This window comes from Cupriavidus ulmosensis (assembly GCF_977008105.1).
In genome coordinates, this window is sequence record NZ_CDRMWP010000001.1 from 730,365 (window position 1) to 746,416 (window position 16,052).

Annotated in this window: 16 protein-coding genes; 9 read left to right on the forward strand and 7 right to left on the reverse strand. The window is 66.0% G+C overall.

Going from position 1 to position 16,052, the window contains the following annotated elements:
- The first annotated feature begins 284 nt into the window (after nt 1-284).
- The 8 genes from ACWTPI_RS03285 (at nt 285) to ACWTPI_RS03320 (ending at nt 7,013) form a co-directional block, all read left to right on the forward strand.
- Nucleotides 285-1,040, forward strand: coding sequence for a DUF2285 domain-containing protein (locus tag ACWTPI_RS03285; RefSeq protein WP_034201278.1), 756 nt, complete (start codon nt 285-287; stop codon nt 1,038-1,040).
- Between the two features lie 83 nt (nt 1,041-1,123).
- A complete protein-coding gene (locus ACWTPI_RS03290; protein ID WP_034201895.1) occupies nt 1,124-1,405 on the forward strand; it encodes a helix-turn-helix transcriptional regulator in 282 nt (93 codons plus the stop codon).
- A gap of 26 nt (nt 1,406-1,431) precedes the next feature.
- Nucleotides 1,432-2,289 (forward strand): replication initiator protein A, encoded by an 858-nt coding sequence (locus ACWTPI_RS03295; protein WP_034201277.1) that lies wholly within the window; start codon nt 1,432-1,434, stop codon nt 2,287-2,289.
- 253 nt (nt 2,290-2,542) lie between these two features.
- On the forward strand, nt 2,543-3,181 hold the full coding sequence (parA, locus tag ACWTPI_RS03300; protein WP_034201276.1) for a ParA family partition ATPase: 639 nt from the start codon (nt 2,543-2,545) through the stop codon (nt 3,179-3,181).
- Nucleotides 3,178-3,462 (forward strand): hypothetical protein, encoded by a 285-nt coding sequence (locus tag ACWTPI_RS03305; RefSeq protein WP_034201275.1) that lies wholly within the window; start codon nt 3,178-3,180, stop codon nt 3,460-3,462. The genes parA and ACWTPI_RS03305 overlap by 4 nt, the downstream gene beginning before the upstream one ends.
- A complete protein-coding gene (locus ACWTPI_RS03310) occupies nt 3,459-4,004 on the forward strand; it encodes a DUF2840 domain-containing protein (RefSeq protein ID WP_034201274.1) in 546 nt (181 codons plus the stop codon). Before ACWTPI_RS03305 ends, ACWTPI_RS03310 begins: the two co-directional genes overlap by 4 nt.
- The gene (locus ACWTPI_RS03315) at nt 4,001-4,597 is read left to right on the forward strand and encodes a S26 family signal peptidase (protein WP_034201273.1); all 597 of its coding nucleotides are present in this window, start codon (nt 4,001-4,003) and stop codon (nt 4,595-4,597) included. Before ACWTPI_RS03310 ends, ACWTPI_RS03315 begins: the two co-directional genes overlap by 4 nt.
- Before the next feature lie 448 nt (nt 4,598-5,045).
- Nucleotides 5,046-7,013: a relaxase/mobilization nuclease domain-containing protein gene (locus tag ACWTPI_RS03320; RefSeq protein WP_008642578.1), complete on the forward strand. Its 1,968-nt coding sequence runs from the start codon at nt 5,046-5,048 to the stop codon at nt 7,011-7,013.
- A gap of 46 nt (nt 7,014-7,059) precedes the next feature.
- Here ACWTPI_RS03320 and ACWTPI_RS03325 read toward each other — a convergent pair whose 3' ends face one another.
- Genes ACWTPI_RS03325 through ACWTPI_RS03355 form a run of 7 tightly spaced genes read right to left on the reverse strand, consistent with a single transcriptional unit; the run spans nt 7,060 to nt 14,593 of the window.
- Nucleotides 7,060-7,848 carry an enoyl-CoA hydratase/isomerase family protein gene (locus ACWTPI_RS03325; protein WP_008642579.1) on the reverse strand — a complete coding sequence of 263 codons (789 nt, stop codon included), beginning with the start codon at nt 7,846-7,848 and terminating at the stop codon, nt 7,060-7,062.
- Between the two features lie 31 nt (nt 7,849-7,879).
- Nucleotides 7,880-8,662, reverse strand: coding sequence for an SDR family oxidoreductase (locus tag ACWTPI_RS03330; protein ID WP_008642580.1), 783 nt, complete (start codon nt 8,660-8,662; stop codon nt 7,880-7,882).
- A 30-nt stretch (nt 8,663-8,692) separates the two neighbouring features.
- Nucleotides 8,693-9,493: an enoyl-CoA hydratase/isomerase family protein gene (locus tag ACWTPI_RS03335; RefSeq protein WP_008642581.1), complete on the reverse strand. Its 801-nt coding sequence runs from the start codon at nt 9,491-9,493 to the stop codon at nt 8,693-8,695.
- Complete coding sequence (locus tag ACWTPI_RS03340) at nt 9,490-10,671, reverse strand: thiolase family protein (protein ID WP_008642583.1); 1,182 nt, start codon at nt 10,669-10,671, stop codon at nt 9,490-9,492. The genes ACWTPI_RS03335 and ACWTPI_RS03340 overlap by 4 nt, the downstream gene beginning before the upstream one ends.
- A 27-nt stretch (nt 10,672-10,698) precedes the next feature.
- Nucleotides 10,699-12,375 carry a long-chain-fatty-acid--CoA ligase gene (locus ACWTPI_RS03345; RefSeq protein WP_008642585.1) on the reverse strand — a complete coding sequence of 559 codons (1,677 nt, stop codon included), beginning with the start codon at nt 12,373-12,375 and terminating at the stop codon, nt 10,699-10,701.
- An 11-nt stretch (nt 12,376-12,386) separates the two neighbouring features.
- Complete coding sequence (locus ACWTPI_RS03350; RefSeq protein WP_008642587.1) at nt 12,387-13,445, reverse strand: CaiB/BaiF CoA transferase family protein; 1,059 nt, start codon at nt 13,443-13,445, stop codon at nt 12,387-12,389.
- A 2-nt stretch (nt 13,446-13,447) separates the two neighbouring features.
- Nucleotides 13,448-14,593: an acyl-CoA dehydrogenase family protein gene (locus ACWTPI_RS03355; RefSeq protein WP_008642589.1), complete on the reverse strand. Its 1,146-nt coding sequence runs from the start codon at nt 14,591-14,593 to the stop codon at nt 13,448-13,450.
- Between the two features lie 194 nt (nt 14,594-14,787).
- Here ACWTPI_RS03355 and ACWTPI_RS03360 point away from each other — a divergent pair, with 194 nt between their 5' ends.
- Nucleotides 14,788-15,828: an AraC family transcriptional regulator gene (locus tag ACWTPI_RS03360; RefSeq protein ID WP_034201272.1), complete on the forward strand. Its 1,041-nt coding sequence runs from the start codon at nt 14,788-14,790 to the stop codon at nt 15,826-15,828.
- The last annotated feature ends 224 nt before the right edge of the window (nt 15,829-16,052 follow it).

The following is a 16,052-nucleotide window of genomic DNA, read 5'->3' on the forward strand; positions in this document are numbered from 1 at the left end:
CTTGCTCCAGACCCGCAAAGTCTGAATCCGCACTCTTGCACCGAAATAGTGCCCTCATGCGAAAAATAGCCACGATCCTTCGCGGGAGTTGCGGCACGGTATTCCGTGCCGCATGACATTTCTAAGTCGGGCGGCCGTCGCATTCGGACGGATTTCGCAACACGCCGGAGCCAATTAGCCTTGACACCAACAGATACAGCTTAACCGGATTTCTACCTTGATTTAAGGCTCCTGCATGTCTGACGCCGTGGCGACGTTCCTGCTATTCGACGGGAGCTTCGGTCATGGTCAATCCTCATCATGTCGCGCACTGGTATCCCACTGCGGCCTACCTCTACATCCTGTGGTTGGACGTGCTGGCACTGGCTTGGGAGTACCTGCGCCGCCATCCTGACTACCGGCTTGACTGGATGCGCCGTGCGCGCCGCCCCAATGCTGCGCATCGCTGGGGATTGCGCCTGCTGGAAGACCCAGCCTTGGATGCGCGTGATGCGCATGCGGCCTGGCTCCCCGGCCATGCTGCCGTGGTGCAGCTCCACCCTGATACCGATCCGCCACCTGACGCTGTGGCCTTCGACTTCTGGAACATCCCCGGCCACAAGCACCTGCTCCACGATGGCCAGCGACTGGCGCTGATCGCGCGCAGTGCCGGCCATTGCCAGCGCTATGCGCTGGCGCCCGGACTGGAAGACGGCATGGCTGTCGCCTACGCCCATCGCGGTGGCGCCGCCGCGCCTGCGCTCGGTCACGCGCCCAGCACCGCGCGAACCAGGCCCAGGCCGACGCCTGCTGCGCTGCTGGAACTGCACACCCTGCAGGCGCTCGACGCGACCCTGGCGGGCGCGTCCTTGCGCGACGTGGCCGAAGGCTTGTTCGGAGTGGACGCCGCGGCCGGTTGGTACAGCGACGGCGGCCTGCGCTCCAAGGTGCGCCGCCTGGTACGGCGCGGCGATGCGTTGATGCGCGGCGGCTATCGCCGCCTAGCACAACTACCGCTGCTTGAGAAGGGTCGTTTTGAAGAGAGCGCAAAACGACCCTGAGCAAGAGGGCTTCGTTTTCTGAGACTGCCTCCATCCGGTTGCGCTGTGCGGCCGGAGCTTTGAAAGCTATGGAGGCTCTCATCATGCGTCCCGCTCCCTTGCGGCCTGCCGCCGCTCCTGCCACTACCGCTGCGCAGCCGCAGCGTTACCTCACCAACGACGAAGCCGCCGACTACCTGCGTCTGTCGCCGCGCACGCTGGAGAAGCAGCGCGTGCTGGGTGGCGGCCCCAAGTTCCGCAAGTTCGGCCGACGCGTCATGTACGCCGTGGCCGACCTCGATGCCTGGGCTGCGGATCGCAGCTTCGAGAGCACGTCCGATCCCGAGTATGCCGAGCAGCACTCGGCGGACAGCCGTGCGCGCTGATCGCTTGCGCGCGGGTGGCCTTCGCCATGTCCAGCCCTGCGCTGCCGTCCCGGCAGCGGCTCGTGCCAGAGCGCGAACAGCTCGACCTGTTCCGCGCCCTGCCGGGCGACATGGCGCCGCGCGACAGTCAGGACTTGATGGCCTTTCCGTTCTTCTCGCTGGCGAAGTCGCGGCGCGTCGCGCCGATCGACTTCCGGGCCAGCGGCATCACGATCCGCGTGGAGGGCACGCAGGAGCACGGCATCGCCACGATTTGGGATGCGGACATCCTGATCTGGGCGGCCAGTCAGATCGTGGAAGCGCGCGATGCGGGCTTGCGCCCGTCGCGGCTGATGCAGGCCACGCCTTACGAGATCCTGCGCTTCATCGGGCGCGGTACGTCGCTGCGCGACTACCAGCGCCTCAAAGCGGCCTTGGATCGCCTGCAATCCACCACGGTGGCCACGTCCATCCGGGAAACCACGGGAAGACGGCTGCACCGCTTCTCGTGGATCAACGAATGGAAGGAACTGGCCGATGCCAAGGGCACGCCCTTGGGGCTGGAGCTGATCCTGCCGGACTGGTTTTACGCGGGCGTCATGGATGCCGCCCTGGTACTGACCATCGACCCGGCGTATTTCCGGCTCACGGGCGGGATCGAGCGATGGCTGTACCGGCTGGTGCGCAAGCACGGCGGGCGCCAACCGGGCGGCTGGCAATTCGATTTCCGGCACCTGTATCGGAAATCGGGCAGCGCCACGCGCTTCTCGGACTTCGCCTACGACCTGCGCACGCTGGTCGCGCGGCAGTCGATGCCCGGCTACGTCCTGGGCATCGAGCGAATGCCGGACAACGGCGCCGAGCTGCTGACCTTTCGGCCCGTGCCGTTCACGGCACGGGGATAAACGGTGCGCAGCTTGTGGACGGGCTCGTGCTATCAGGAGTACGGAGTATCGTGCTATCGGGAGTACGGCTATCGTGCTATCAGGAGTACGAATCGCCAGAAAACCCAATAACGGCGCGGGTCTACGGCCCCTCTAACTTCCCTAACTTAAATCATCTAACTGATAGTAGAAGCGCCGCACGCCGGTGGAAAACCGCCGAGCGGCACCACGCACAGCAGCAACAGCCGGGCTTTCCAACGTGGAGGGCCAGGCCATGATCGTCGCGCTGCTCAACCAGAAAGGCGGCGTGGGCAAGACCACGCTCGCCACCCACATCGCCGGTGAGCTGGCGATGCGCGGCCAGCACGTCGTGCTGCTGGACGCCGACCCGCAGGGTTCATCGCTGGACTGGACACAGCGCAGAAGCCAGCAAGGCTTGCCACGACTGTTCAGCGCCGTGGGCCTTGCACGCGAAACGCTGCACCAAGAAGCGCCAGAACTCGCCAGGCGGGCCGATCACGTTGTCATCGACGGCCCGCCGCGCATCGCCGCCTTGGCACGCTCCGCGCTGCTGGCGGCCGAGCGCGTGCTGATCCCCGTGCAACCCAGCCCCTATGACCTGTGGGCCAGCGCCGAGATGGTGGCACTGATCCGCGAGGCGCAGGTATTCCGGCCTGCGCTGCGCGCGGCCTTCGTCATCAACCGGCGCGTGAGCACCACTGTGATCGGACGCGAAGCGCGCCAGGCGCTCGCCGACCAGCCGCTTCCTGCGCTGCGCTCGGAAGTGCATCAACGCATCGTGTTCGCCGACAGCGTGGCCGCTGGCCGGCTCGCCCGCGAGACGGCGCCCGATAGCGCCGCCGCGCGCGAAATCACTGCGCTGGTGGATGAACTGCTGCGGTGGACGCCATGACCGCGAAGCCGCCACCGAACAGCAAGCGCACGGCAAAGCGCGTCGGCATCGGCGCGCGTCCGCCGGCGAATCCGCACGCCGAGGCGTGGATTCGCCAGGGCGATGCCGATGCGCTGGGTAAGGGCGACCTCTACACGGCCCGCCTGACCCTCGACATCACGCCCGCAATGCGGGCGCGCATCAAGGTGTCGGCCTTCACGCAGGGCGTGACCGTGGCCGAGCTGTTGCGCGGTCTGCTGGAGCGGGAATTTCCCGAGCACCGCAGGGAGAACGCACCATGACTGCATTTGCTTCGCCTGCCTCCGCGCCTGCCGCCATCGCGGCTACGGCTGCGCTCGCAGCGCCTTCCAGCCAGTCCGCCAGCACGCCGCTGACGCGCGTGGCGCTGGCCTACATCGAATCGCGCTTCAAGCTCTACCTGCGCTTCGGCGAACCCGCGCGCACACTCCAACTCGACCGCTGGCGGCGTAGCGCCGTGTTCCTACCGGGCACGATGTTCTGCCGCATCCGCTGGCACGCCAATGACTACGGCACCGTGCGCTGGCAGCTCATGGTGATGCAGGCCGCCACGCCGCTGGACGACGTGCAGCGCATCCCCGGCGTGCGGCCCGGCGCACGCCTGCTGCTGCACGCCGAAGGTGAGAACGCGGTGCGTGCCGTGCTGGAACGCATCGACAGCATCGACGCGCTGGGTATCGCGCCCGCTGCCGCTTCGCCCGCGTACTGGCGCACGCTTGCCAACCGGCTCGCTGCGCGCCTGCCGCTGCCCGAATACAGCGCCGAGCGGCACGCCGCCTGGCTGGCCGGGAGGGCGCTGCCATGACCGCCGTTTTCACTTCCGGCACCGGGCCGCGTCCTCGCTCGCCCCGCGCACATTTGCGCGCTCGCCTCGTACTGGCGGGCCTTTCCGCCTGCGGCCTCGCTGCGCTGGCCTGGGCGTCCTTCGTGCATCCGCTGCCGCGCCTGACCTACAACCCGTCCGATAGCGTGGCTGTCGGCTGGTATCGCGTCGATCCGCTCGACCATCGCGCCAGCTCACCGCCACGTCCGCTGTCCGTGGGCAGCATCGTGCTGGTGCCGCTGCCCGCCGAGGCTGCCGCCCTCGCTGCGCAGCGCGGCTACCTGCCGACGCGCATCCCGCTGCTCAAGCGCGTGGGCGCGGTCGCACCGCAGGAGGTTTGCATCATTGGGGGCAGCGTCCGCATCGACGGCGTGCCTTCGGCCGCCGTGCTATCTGCCGACCGCTGGGGCCGGCCGCTGCCATCCTGGCAGCAGTGCCGCCGCCTTCGGCCCGGCGAGCTGTTTCTGCTCAGTGTCACCAATCCGGCGTCGTTCGACAGCCGCTACTTCGGACCGGTCAGTGCAGCGGCCGTGATCGGCGTTGCGCATCCGGTCTGGCTGGAGTCGCGCCCATGATGGCCGCCGACTCGCTGCACGTTGCCTTGCATCTCGTCGTGCCATCGAGCATGTCGTGCTGCTGTCCGTCGCCGTGTCGTCGCGCGTGCAGTGCGAGCGCATCCGCGCCGCACTTCGCGCTGCCTTCGGCGCAGCAATCCAACGTGCAGGCGTCTTGCCTCGAACGCGCCCGGCCTGTGGCCGTGTTCGCGTTCGCCGGCGCGCTGGCTGCTCGTGCAGCAGCGCCACCGGGCCGCCGCTGCCCGGAGCGCCAGCGAGGGGCAAAGGCGGAAGGCAAGATTGAAGGGCGCGGCACCACGGCGCGCGCAAAGCCAGTCTGCACGTGGGTTGGGGGCGGCACTCGCCACAAGGTGGCTTCGTGCCGCCAGCAGCCCCAAGGCCTTGCGGGCATTGGGAATACCGTGTGCCGCATGCGCTCGGGCGCGATGGGCTTGGTGGGGACTGCATCATGAGCCAGCGCGGAAATCCCGGTGACGATGACCGTTTTCGCGTGCGGCCCAGCAAGCCCAGGCAGCGCGGCGACACCTTCATTGCCCAGGTGCTGCGCCAGACGAGCAAGGCCGCTGGCGTCTCTGGCCGGGGGCGCAAGACCACCGGCAAGCCCCCCGGTTCGCGCCTGGGGCGCGGTCATGTCGCAGCCCGCTTCACGGGCCAGTCGTTGACGGCGCTTTCTCGCCGGGCCACGGTCAAGGTGCGGCTGGTGTATTTGCAGCAGGCCAGCGGCCGCTCCACCGTGCAGCACCTGCGCTACATCGAGCGCGAAGGCGTGGACCGCCAGGGTGGACAGGGCCGTGCCTATGGCGCCATCACCGACGAGGCGGACACGGCCGCCTTCGAGGAGCGTGGCAAGGGCGACCGCCACCAGTTCCGCTTCATCGTCTCGCCCGAGGATGCGGAGCAGCTCGAAGACCTGCGCACCTACACCCGGCACCTGATGCAGCGCATGGAGGCCGACCTGGGCACCCGCCTGGATTGGGTGGCGGTCGATCACTGGAATACCGACAACCCGCACACCCATGTCGTGCTGTGCGGCAAGGACGACACTGGCAAGGATCTCATCATTTCGCAGGAGTACATCACCCGCGGCATGCGCGAGCGGGCGATGGAACTGGCCACCGAATGGCTGGGGCCGCGCACCGAGCTGGAGATCCAGCGCACCCTAGCCCGCGAAGTGGAACAGGAGCGGTGGACGAGCCTGGATCGCACCCTCCAGCGCGAGGCGGTGGACGGCCTGGTGAAGGTCGAGCGCTTCAACGAACCCAAACTGCAACGCCAGCGTCTGCTGCTGGTCGGGCGCTTGCAGCGGCTTCAACGCATGGGGCTTGCCACGCAGACCCAGCCCGGCACTTGGGCCGTGCATGCCGATGCCGAGAAAACCTTGCGGGCCATGGGAGAACGTGGCGACATCATCCGCACCATGCAGCGCGCGATGGGCGGCAAGCAGCGTGACCTGGCCGTGTTCCAACCGGGCGAGGATGGACACTCCATCATCGGCCGCGTGGCGGGCAAAGGACTGGCCGACGAACTGTACGACCGGGGCTATCTGGTGGTCGATGGCATCGACGGCAAGGCCCACTATGTGGCGCTGCCGCCCAGGACGGAACTGGAGCAGTACCCCATGAGCGCAGTGGTCGAGGTGAAAGGCTCCGCCGAGGTGCGCGCAGCGGACAAGACCATCACCGCGCTGGCGACCAATGGGCTGTACCGCACCGACCATCACTTGGCCATTGCACAAGGCCAGGCCAAGGATGGCCGCGACCCGCATGAAGTGGTTGCGGCCCATGTCCGCCGCCTTGAAGCCCTGCGCCGAGCGGGCATCGTGGAGCGCGTCGCTGAGGGACTATGGAAGGTGCCCGGTGACTTGCCTGAGCGTGGCCGCCAGTACGACGCGCAGCGCCTGGGCGGCGTGGCCGTGGAGCTGAAATCGCACCTGCCCATCGAGCGGCAGGCCCGCGTGATCGGTGCCACCTGGCTGGATCAGCAGTTGATCGGCGGCGGCTCCGGTCTGGGTGACCTGGGCTTTGGCGGCGAGGCCAAGCAGGCGCTACAGCAGCGCGCCGATTTCCTGGCCGAACAGGGACTGGCCGAGCGGCGCGGCCAGCGCGTGATCCTGGCGCGCAATCTGCTGGGCGCGTTGCGCAATCGGGAAGTGGCGCAGGCCGCGAAGGACATTGCCGCTGATACGGGCTTGGAGCATCGTCCGGTAGCTGAGGGGCAGCGCGTGGCGGGTATCTACCGCCGCAGCCTCATGCTGGCCAGCGGGCGCTACGCGATGCTGGATGACGGTATGGGGTTCAGCCTGGTGCCGTGGAAGCCGGTCATCGAACAACGACTCGGCATGCTGATTTCTGCACAGATACATGGTGGCACTGTATCCTGGCAAATCCGACGCCAGTTGGGTTTATCCATTACCTGACGCCAACGGCAATTGAACTCCACCAACTGGATGCGTCTACAACCGATCAGCGTCCGGTAAACTGAGGCACTCGCTTTGCGACGAACGCGTGGACCGCTTCCAGCGAATCCGTGGTTTTCGAGGCCCGATTCATTTCGGCCGCCTCTAACCTCAATGAGGTCACCAGACCGCTCTCGAAGGCAGCAAGTTGCAGGCGCTTGGCGCCCGCATAACCATGCGTAGGACCGGTCGAGAATTGCACCGTCATGCGCTGCGCTTCGTCCAGCAGGCTCTCGCCCGGAACTACTTTCTCGACCAATCCCCAGGCCAAGGCTTCATCCGAACCGACCACGCGGTTGGTCAGGATCATGTCGCGTGCGCGTCGTCCGCCCACTGCGCGCGGCAGGAGCCAGCTGATGCCGAAATCCCCCGCGTATCCAAGGCCGGTGTGGGCCGCCACGAATTTCGTCCCACTTGCGGCAATCAGGTAGTCAGAGGCCAATGCTAGTCCGAGGCCGCCTCCAGCGACCGCGCCTTGTACGGCGCAGACCACCGGGAATGGCAGGCTGGCGAATTGAGGAATCATGCGTTCGACCACCCTCAATTCGTCATCGACCAAGGTAGACAACGCTTCGCCTGCTGCCGCCATTTCGTCGATGTCGCCGCCGCAACTGAACATCCGGCCCTCGCCGCGCAGCAGCAAAGCGCGAATCGAGCCGTCACGTTCGACGTCTGCAATGACGCCAGCTAGCACGTTGACGACAGACGTGCTCAGCGCATTCTTTTTCTGAGGCGCATTGAGTGTGATGGTCGCAACAGCACCATGCTTTTCGAGAATGACAGAATTTTCGGACATGACGCTTCCTGATGGGCCAAGATTTCAGGCGTCAGCGCGGCGCCATGCGAATAGCGCCATCCACCCGAATGGACTCGGCGTTCATGTAGCCGCAGGTGACGAGAAACTCGACGGCCTGCGCGAATTCATCGGGATCGCCCAAACGCTTGGGAAAGGGCACGCTGGCCGCCAGCGCCTGCTTGACGTTGTCCGGCAGGCCCAGCAGCAATGGTGTTCCGAAGATCCCCGGCATGATGGTGTTGACCCGGATCCCTTCGTCCATCATGTCGCGCGCAATCGGCAAGGCCATGCCCACGATGGCAGCCTTACTGGCAGCATAGCTGGCCTGGCCAACCTGGCCATCCTGTGCGGCGGCCGACGCAGTGTTGACGATGGCGCCGCGGTCGCCATCGGCCAGCGGCGCGAGCGTCAACATGCCCGCGGCTGACTTGGCGATGCAGCGGAAGGTGCCCACTAGGTTGATCTGAATGATGCGATTGAAACGATCTGTTGGGCATGGGCGGATTTCGCCGGTTTTCTTGTCGCGGCTGACCGTCTTGACGGCATCGGCAGTACCGGCGCAGTTGACCAGAATGCGTTCCTGTCCAATGGCCGCGCGGGCCTTGGCGAAGGCGGCGTCCACTTGCTCCTCGGACGTCACGTCCACGTTGCAGTAAACACCGTCAAGTTCGCTGGCCAACGCCTGGCCGATGGCTTCGTTCATGTCAAAGATGGCGACTTTGACACCATGGCTGGCCAAGCGCCTGGCCGTGGCAGCTCCTAGGCCGGAAGCGCCCCCGGTGATGACGGCGGAGATGTCGGAATTGAGTTGCATGATTTTTGCTCGATGGATGAGAGACAGGCGCTATTGGCCCGTGAAGTGGGGGAGGCGCTTGCCGAGGAATGCGGCTTGCCCCTCCAGGTTGTCGGCCGAATGCAAAGCGACGAGGAAATTACGCTTCTCATGCTCCAGGCCTTGCGCGAGCGGAGTTTCAAAGCTGGCCAGTGCCGCATCTTTCGCCAGTGCCACGGCCAGCGGCGAATTGGATGCAATCCGGTTGGCCATCGCCAACGCCGTCGGCAGGGCCTGGCCGTCAGCCGTCACCTCGGCGACCATGCCCGCATCGCAGGCTTTGCGGGCGTCGATGAAATCGCCGGTCAGCAGCAGGGCCATAGCCTTGGACTTGCCGATGGCATGGATCAGACGCTGGGTGCCCCCGGCCCCGGGAATGGCGCCCAGCTTGACTTCAGGCACGCCGAACTTGGTGGACTCGCCAGCGATAGCAATGTCACAGGCCAACGCCAGTTCCGTGCCGCCGCCCAGCGCGAGCTTTTCCACGGCTGCGATGACGGGCTTAGGGAAGCGCTCCAGTTCCGCCCAGAAGTGGCCACCTGCCGCCGCACGGTCGCCCAGCAGCGGTTCGGCGCGCAGAGAGTCGAAGGCCGTGATGTCGGCCCCTGCACAAAACACGCCCTCGGCGCCGGTGATGATGACCGCGCGTACGGCATCGTCGTCGCGCAGTTGCACGAGCTGTGCACGCAGGCCATCGAATACTGCGCGGTTCAAGCTGTTCTTCGCGCGCGGGCGGTTGATGATCAAGGTGACGATGGCGCCTTCGCGGCTGACGAGCACTTCGCTGGCTTCGCTCATGGTGGCCTCGTTCATGCCAGGCGCTCGATGATGGTGGTGTTGGCCGTGCCCGAAGCCTCGCAGATGGTCTGCAAGCCATAGCGGCCGCCTCGGCGCTCCAGCTCGCACAGCAGGTCGGTGAGCATGCGCGCGCCAGTGGAGCCCAGCGGATGGCCGATGGCCACCGAGCCGCCATTGACGTTGAGGCGGTCGTCCGGAATGCCGAATTCCTGCTGGAACATCAGCGGCACGCCGCCGAATGCCTCATTGACTTCAAACAGGTCGATGTCGGCCGGGGTCAGCCCCGATTCCTTCAACGCCTTGCGGGTGGCATCGAGCACAGCAGTGAACTGGATGACAGGGTCGGCTGCCGCCACTGCGGTGCTGACGAAGCGCGCACGCGGCTTCAGGCCGTGCTGCTGGGCGTAGGCGCGGCTGGCGATCAGCAGCGCGGCGGCGCCGTCGCTGATCTGCGAGGAGTTAGCAGCCGTTGTAGCGCCGTCTGCGGCAAACACGGGCTTAAGCGTAGCCATCTTCTCGGGGTTGGGGTCGGCGCGCATGCCCTCGTCGGCGGTGACGAGCGGGCTGTCTGGGTCGGTCGGATCCTCATGCAGCCGCACGAGTTGGTCTTGGACACGACCAGCCCGCGAAGCCTCAATGGCGCGCCGATGGCTGCGCACGGCGAAGGCGTCCAGCGCCTCGCGCGTGAGGCCGAAGCGCTTGTTCATCAACTCCGACGAAGCGCCTTGCGGTATCAGCGGGTTGCCCTGGTAGCGCGCCAGCTCACGCGGGCTGTATTGCGCGCCGAGCGGCGCGCCGGGCTTGAATGACGGCGGCATGGGCGCCTGCGACATCGACTCTACCCCGGCGCCGATGGCCAGTTGGTAGGCGCCCGCTTGAATACCGTGCACGACAAAGCTCACCGCCTGCTGGCCGGAGCCGCATTGCCGGTCGACCGTCACCGCCGGGACGGATTCTGGCAGCCCCGCCGCCAGCACGGCATGCCGGCCCAGATTGCCGTGCTGCTGGTCCCACTGCAGCACGCAACCGACGATCACATCGTCCAGATCGGCGGGGTTGATGCCGGAGCGCTCGACCAGCTGACGCAGCGTCTCACCCAGCAGATCAACGGGGTGCCATTTCTGCAAGCGCCCGCCGCGCTTGCCCACGGGGGTGCGCAGCGCACCGACGATGACGGGTTCATGGTCATTCATGTTGTTTTCCTGTAGCAAAAGGTTGGCTCACTCGGCGTAGCGGTCCGCATGCTCAACGCGTATGCGCTTCTTGTCGAGCTTGCCGACGCTGGTCTTGGGGATGGCTTCGACGAACAGAACCTGGTCCGGCAACTGCCACTTGGCGAACGCGCTGCTCAGGTGTTCCTGCAGTTGTTCCTGGGTCGCCTGCTGACCGGGCTTCAGCACCACCAGGGCCAGCGGCCGTTCCTGCCACTTAGCATGCGGAATGCCGACCACTGCGGCGTCACGCACAGCCGGATGGCCCATGAGCAGGTTCTCCATGTCAATGGATGAGATCCATTCACCGCCGCTCTTGATCACGTCCTTGATGCGGTCGGTAACCTTGAGGTAGCCGTTCTCGTCCACCGTGCCGACATCGCCCGAGCGCCACCAGCCGCCCTCCAGGAAGCGGTCGCCTGAATCCGGCATGTCGTGATAGCTGGTCGTGATCCAGGGGCCGCGCAGGCAGATCTCGCCAGCCGACTGTCCGTCGTGCGGGAGGTCCTGGTCGTCTGCATCGAGAATGCGGATGTCCACCCCGGTAAGGATCAGGCCCTGCTTGCGCTTGAGGTTCCACTGCTCGTCCTGGGTCAGGCGCTTCTTGAGCGTGGACTTGAGGCGGTTGACCGCCACCAGCGTCGTGGCTTCGGTGGCGCCGTAGCCGTGCACCACCTCGGCACCCGTCAGTTCGTAAAAGCCGATCATCATCGACAGAGGTGGCTCGGTGGCGCCGGACAGCATGCGCATGCGGCTGAAGTCCGGCTTGACCGGCAACGTCTCGATGTACTGCAGCATAGGCTGGAAGATGGCCGGTGCGCCGTTGGTGATGGTCACGCCCTCGGCGATCATGGTGTCGACCAATGGCTTGGTGTCCTCGGCGGCGTAGCGGCCCGGCAGCACGATCTTGTCGCCCAGCAGCGTGGCCGCCTGCGGCAGGCCCCAGCACTGCCCGTGGAACATGGGCGTGATGAGCATGACGCAGTCGTCCAGCGTCATGCCCATGTTGGTGGCCATGCCCGTGGAATGCAGGTAGATTCCGCGGTGCGAGTAGTACACGCCCTTGGGCTTGCCCGTGGTGCCGGTGGTGTAGCAGGCGCTGTAAGCCGAGGTTTCGTCGATCTCGGGCCAGTCGATCTTGGCGTCGGCGGCGGCCAGCAGGTCTTCGTAGTGCAGCAGCGGCGCCAGCGTGGTCTTGACCTGGTCCAGCGGCTTTTCGGTCATAACGATCCAGCCCTTGATCTGGGGCGAGTTCGCTGCGACGGATTCGGCAATAGGCAGCAATGATTCGTCCACGCAAACGTAGGACACGTCGCTATGGCCGACAACGTAGCCCAGGTCCTCGGGGCCCAGGCGCAGGTTCATCTGCAGCATGACCGCGCCCAGGCCGGGGATGGACCAGTACAGCTCGAAGTGGCGCCGGCTGTTCCAGTCCAGGACGCCGACCCGGTCGCCCGGCTCGACGCCGAGCGCGCGCAGCGCATTGGCGCTGCGGCAGACGCGTGCGTAGCAGTCGGCATAGGTGTAGCGGTCCCAGCCGCCGCCGGGTGTGCGATACACGATCTCCTGATCCCCATGGGTGCGTGCAGCGTGGCGGATCAGCGTCGTGGTGTTCAGTTGGCGCTCGTTGCCCGTGGTGGACGGGCAGCCGCGGACAGGCTTGGTGGGCTGGACGGTTTCGGTCATGTGCTTGTCTCCTAGGTAGTTGTGTCGAGTGCCTGGAACCGTGGGGCCGGGGCCGCTTCGATGGCGCCGGAGGGGGTGATCTGGTAGATGCCCCGTGCCGCGTTATGCGGATGCTGCACCGACTCGGCGAGGCTGAGCACGGGTGCAAAGCAAGCGTCGCTGCCTTCGAGCAGCGCGCACCAGTGCGCTCGGGGCTGGCTGCGGATGAGGGCTGCGATGCGCTCTTTCAGCGCCGGCCACGTTGCCGTGTCGTACTGGTCGGCAGGCTCCACGTCCGCCAGGCCCAGCTTCGACAGCAGCAAGGCGTAGAAAGGCGGCTCGATCGCGCCGAGGCTGATGAAGCCGCCGTCGGCGCAGGCGTACACGTCATAAAACGGCGAATCGTGAAACGGACTCGGCTGCGCGCCATCGATCTGCCCATTGGCGCGAATCCAGTGCACCAGGGTGCCCAGCATTGCCACGATGTCAACGATGGCGGCGTCCACGACCCGGCCGCGGCCGGTGGCGCGCGCATCGACCAGCGCGCAGGCGACGCCGAAAGCCATGCCCAGCGCCCCGGCCGCGTCCCCGAGTACCGTGGGCGGAACGATGGGCGCTTGCCCTTTGTGTGCCGACAGCGACAGCAGGCCGGTCAGCGCGACGTAGTTCATGTCGTGTCCGGCGGCCTGGGCGAGCGGGCCGTCCTGGCCCCAGCCCGTCATGCGGCCGTAGACCAGCCTGGGGTTGCGCGCCGCACACTCGGCGGGGCCGAAGCCCAACCGTTCCATCACACCGGGGCGAAAGCCTTCGATCAAGGCGTCTGCCTGAGCGATCAGGTCCAGGGCACGCGCCTTGCCTTCGGGCGACTTCAGGTCGATGACCTCGACCGTCTTGCCGCGGCGCAGCGGGTTCTCCACCGCCCCGCCCAGCCGCCGCGCCGCAGCGGCCTGCTCGGCGCGTGTCAGCGTAATCACCTCGGCGCCCATGTCAGCTAGCATCCTGGCGGCCAGCGGGCCTGGCCCTATGCCCTCGAACTCCACCACGCGGACGCCGTGCAGCGGCATCTGCAGCGTATGCAACGTGTGCGACATGTTCACAGCTTCCTCGAAACCAGGTCTTTCAGGACCTCGTTGGCGCCGCCATAGATCTTCTGCACTCGCGAAGCGGCATACATCCGCGCGATCGGGTACTCGGCCATGTAGCCGTAGCCGCCGAACAATTGGAGGCATTCGTCCACCACGCGGCACTGCTGCTCGGTGCACCACCACTTGGCCATATAGGCGGCCTCGTTATCCAGCGTGCCGTCCAACAGGCGCTGGGTGCAGTCGTTGACGAAGCTGCGCACCACATGCGCGGTAGTGGCCACCTCAGCCAGTTTCTGGCGCGTGAGCTGCATATCGAAGAGGGGCGCACCGAAGGCCTTGCGCTGCTTCGTGTACTCCACCGTGACGGCCAGTGCCTGCTCGATAGTGGCGGCCGCCGGCACGGCAATGAGCATGCGCTCGTAGGGCAACGCGCCCATCAACTGCCCGAAGCCCTTGCCTTCGACCTCGCCCAGCAGTTGGTCGGCTGGCACGCGCACGCCGTCGAAGAACAACTCCGCCGTGTCCGATGCCTGCATGCCGATCTTCTCCAGTAGTCGGCCAACGCGAAAGCCGGGCAGATTCTCGGTTTCCAGCACAAACAGCGACACCCCCTTGCTGCCCGCGCCGCTGGTGCGCGCCGCGACGATCAGCAGGTTGCCAGTGAAGCCGTTGGTGATGAAGGTTTTGGCGCCGTCGATCACGTAGTGGTCTCCGTCACGGCGGGCCCGGGTGGAAATGGCCTTTAGATCCGAGCCGCAACCCGGCTCGGTCATCGCGATGGCGGCCAGCATCTCGCCGTTCGTCACCTTGGGCAGCCAGCGCTGCTTTTGCGCTTCCGTGCCGAAGTCCAGGATGTAGTGCGAAGCGATGGTGTGCACCGCGATATTGACTGGCATCTCGGCCTTGGCTAGCTCGTCCTGCACCACCAACTGGTAGGCAAGGCTGGCGCCGGCGCCTCCATAGGTCTCGGGCATCTCGGGCAGCAGAAAGCTCATCTCGCCGAATGGACGCCAGACCTCGCGCGGGATGTAGCCCTGACGGCGCCATTCATCGAGCCGGGGCGTGAATTCGGCGGCAACGTAGCGGCGCACCTGCTCGCGAAATGCGTCGATCTCGCCGTCCATCCAGGCGTGGCGATAAAGCTGTGGCAACATGAGAGCGTCTCCTTATATGTTGGCTTCTGTCCCCGCATCGGACGTTCCGCGCAGTGCCACTGCCGAAATGTTTTGGGGATGACACAATCGTAGTAATTGGCCCCTGCAAGGGCGATGGCGGATTACCTCAATCAACTGACAATTAACTTCTTTCGGCCTATGCGACCGGCGTTGGCCCCTTAGAATCACACGCCATGCTGGAACCCGTCTTAACCGCTCCCATCTTTGCCGTGCATGGCCTGCTGGACGGTGCGCGCGGCAAGGGGCTGGCCACGCCAGAATGGCTGGTAGGTGTGCTGGGGCGCGCGGGCATCAGTGAATCGCTGCTGGAGTTGGAGGAGTCGCGCGTGACCGTGGAGCAGTTCAACGCGCTGTTCATCGCCGTCAAGGACAGCCTGAACGACGAGTGCCTGGGCTACCTGCATGGGCGGCCGATGCGCCCGGGCAGCTTCGCACTGATGGTGCGCAGTGCGTTCACTGCCCACTCATTGTCGTTCGCCCTGCGCCGCCTGGGTGAATCCTTTGCTTTGCTGCAGGACGATGTGGCGCTAGTCCCCGTGACTGAGGGCAGGCTGACGGGTGTCGCGCTCGATATGCGTGGCGGCCCGGGCGCGCATGCCGACTTCCTGCACGCACATCTGCTGCGCGTGTTCTGGCGACTGCTGGTATGGCTGCACGGCGGCCGACTGGTGCCGCAGCGCTTCGACTTCAACTTTGCGCCGCCACCTCACGCGCAGAACTACCAACGCATCTTTTCCGGCACGTTGTGCTTTGGGCAGCCGCGCACGGCCGCCTGGTTCGACGCCGATGCCTTCAAACAGCCGGTGCGGCGCGATCGGGACGCGCTGCAGTCCTTCCTGCGCGCCACGCCAGGCAACGTGGTGGGGCCGTACCTGAACGAGCGCAGCGCCAGCGCGCGGGTCCGCATGGTGCTGCAGCGGGCCAGTCCCGAATGGCCTGATCTGGCCATCACTGCGCAGCGCCTGCACATGTCGGTGAGTGCGTTGCAGAGGCACTTGGCCTCCGAGGGCACTTCTTTCCAGGCGCTAAAGGACCAACTGCGGCGCGACATGGCGATCGTACGCCTGACCAGCAGCGAAGCCTCGCTCGCCGCCATCGCCGCTGACCTGGGCTTCACCGACAGCACCGCCTTCCAACGCGCCTTCAAGGTCTGGACCGGCAGCGCGCCGGGAGCCTACCGTGCCCGCTCGCGCACCAAGCAGTACCTTACATAGAGGTATCCGACCAATTTCAGCTTGGCCGCCGAGGAGATCGGCGCCTTCATGGCTACCGGGGCCGTGGCCTGCTTCGGGCGAGGCTCTTGTGCGCTCAAGAGACTGTTGACCGCCGTTGGGGGTTGCACCGACGGCAGCGCAGTGACTGGCTGCGCCAGGACGCAGACGTTTTCCGTCAGCCTATCGAGGTCATTCGTCATTGTCACTTGTCAGTGCTGACCTTA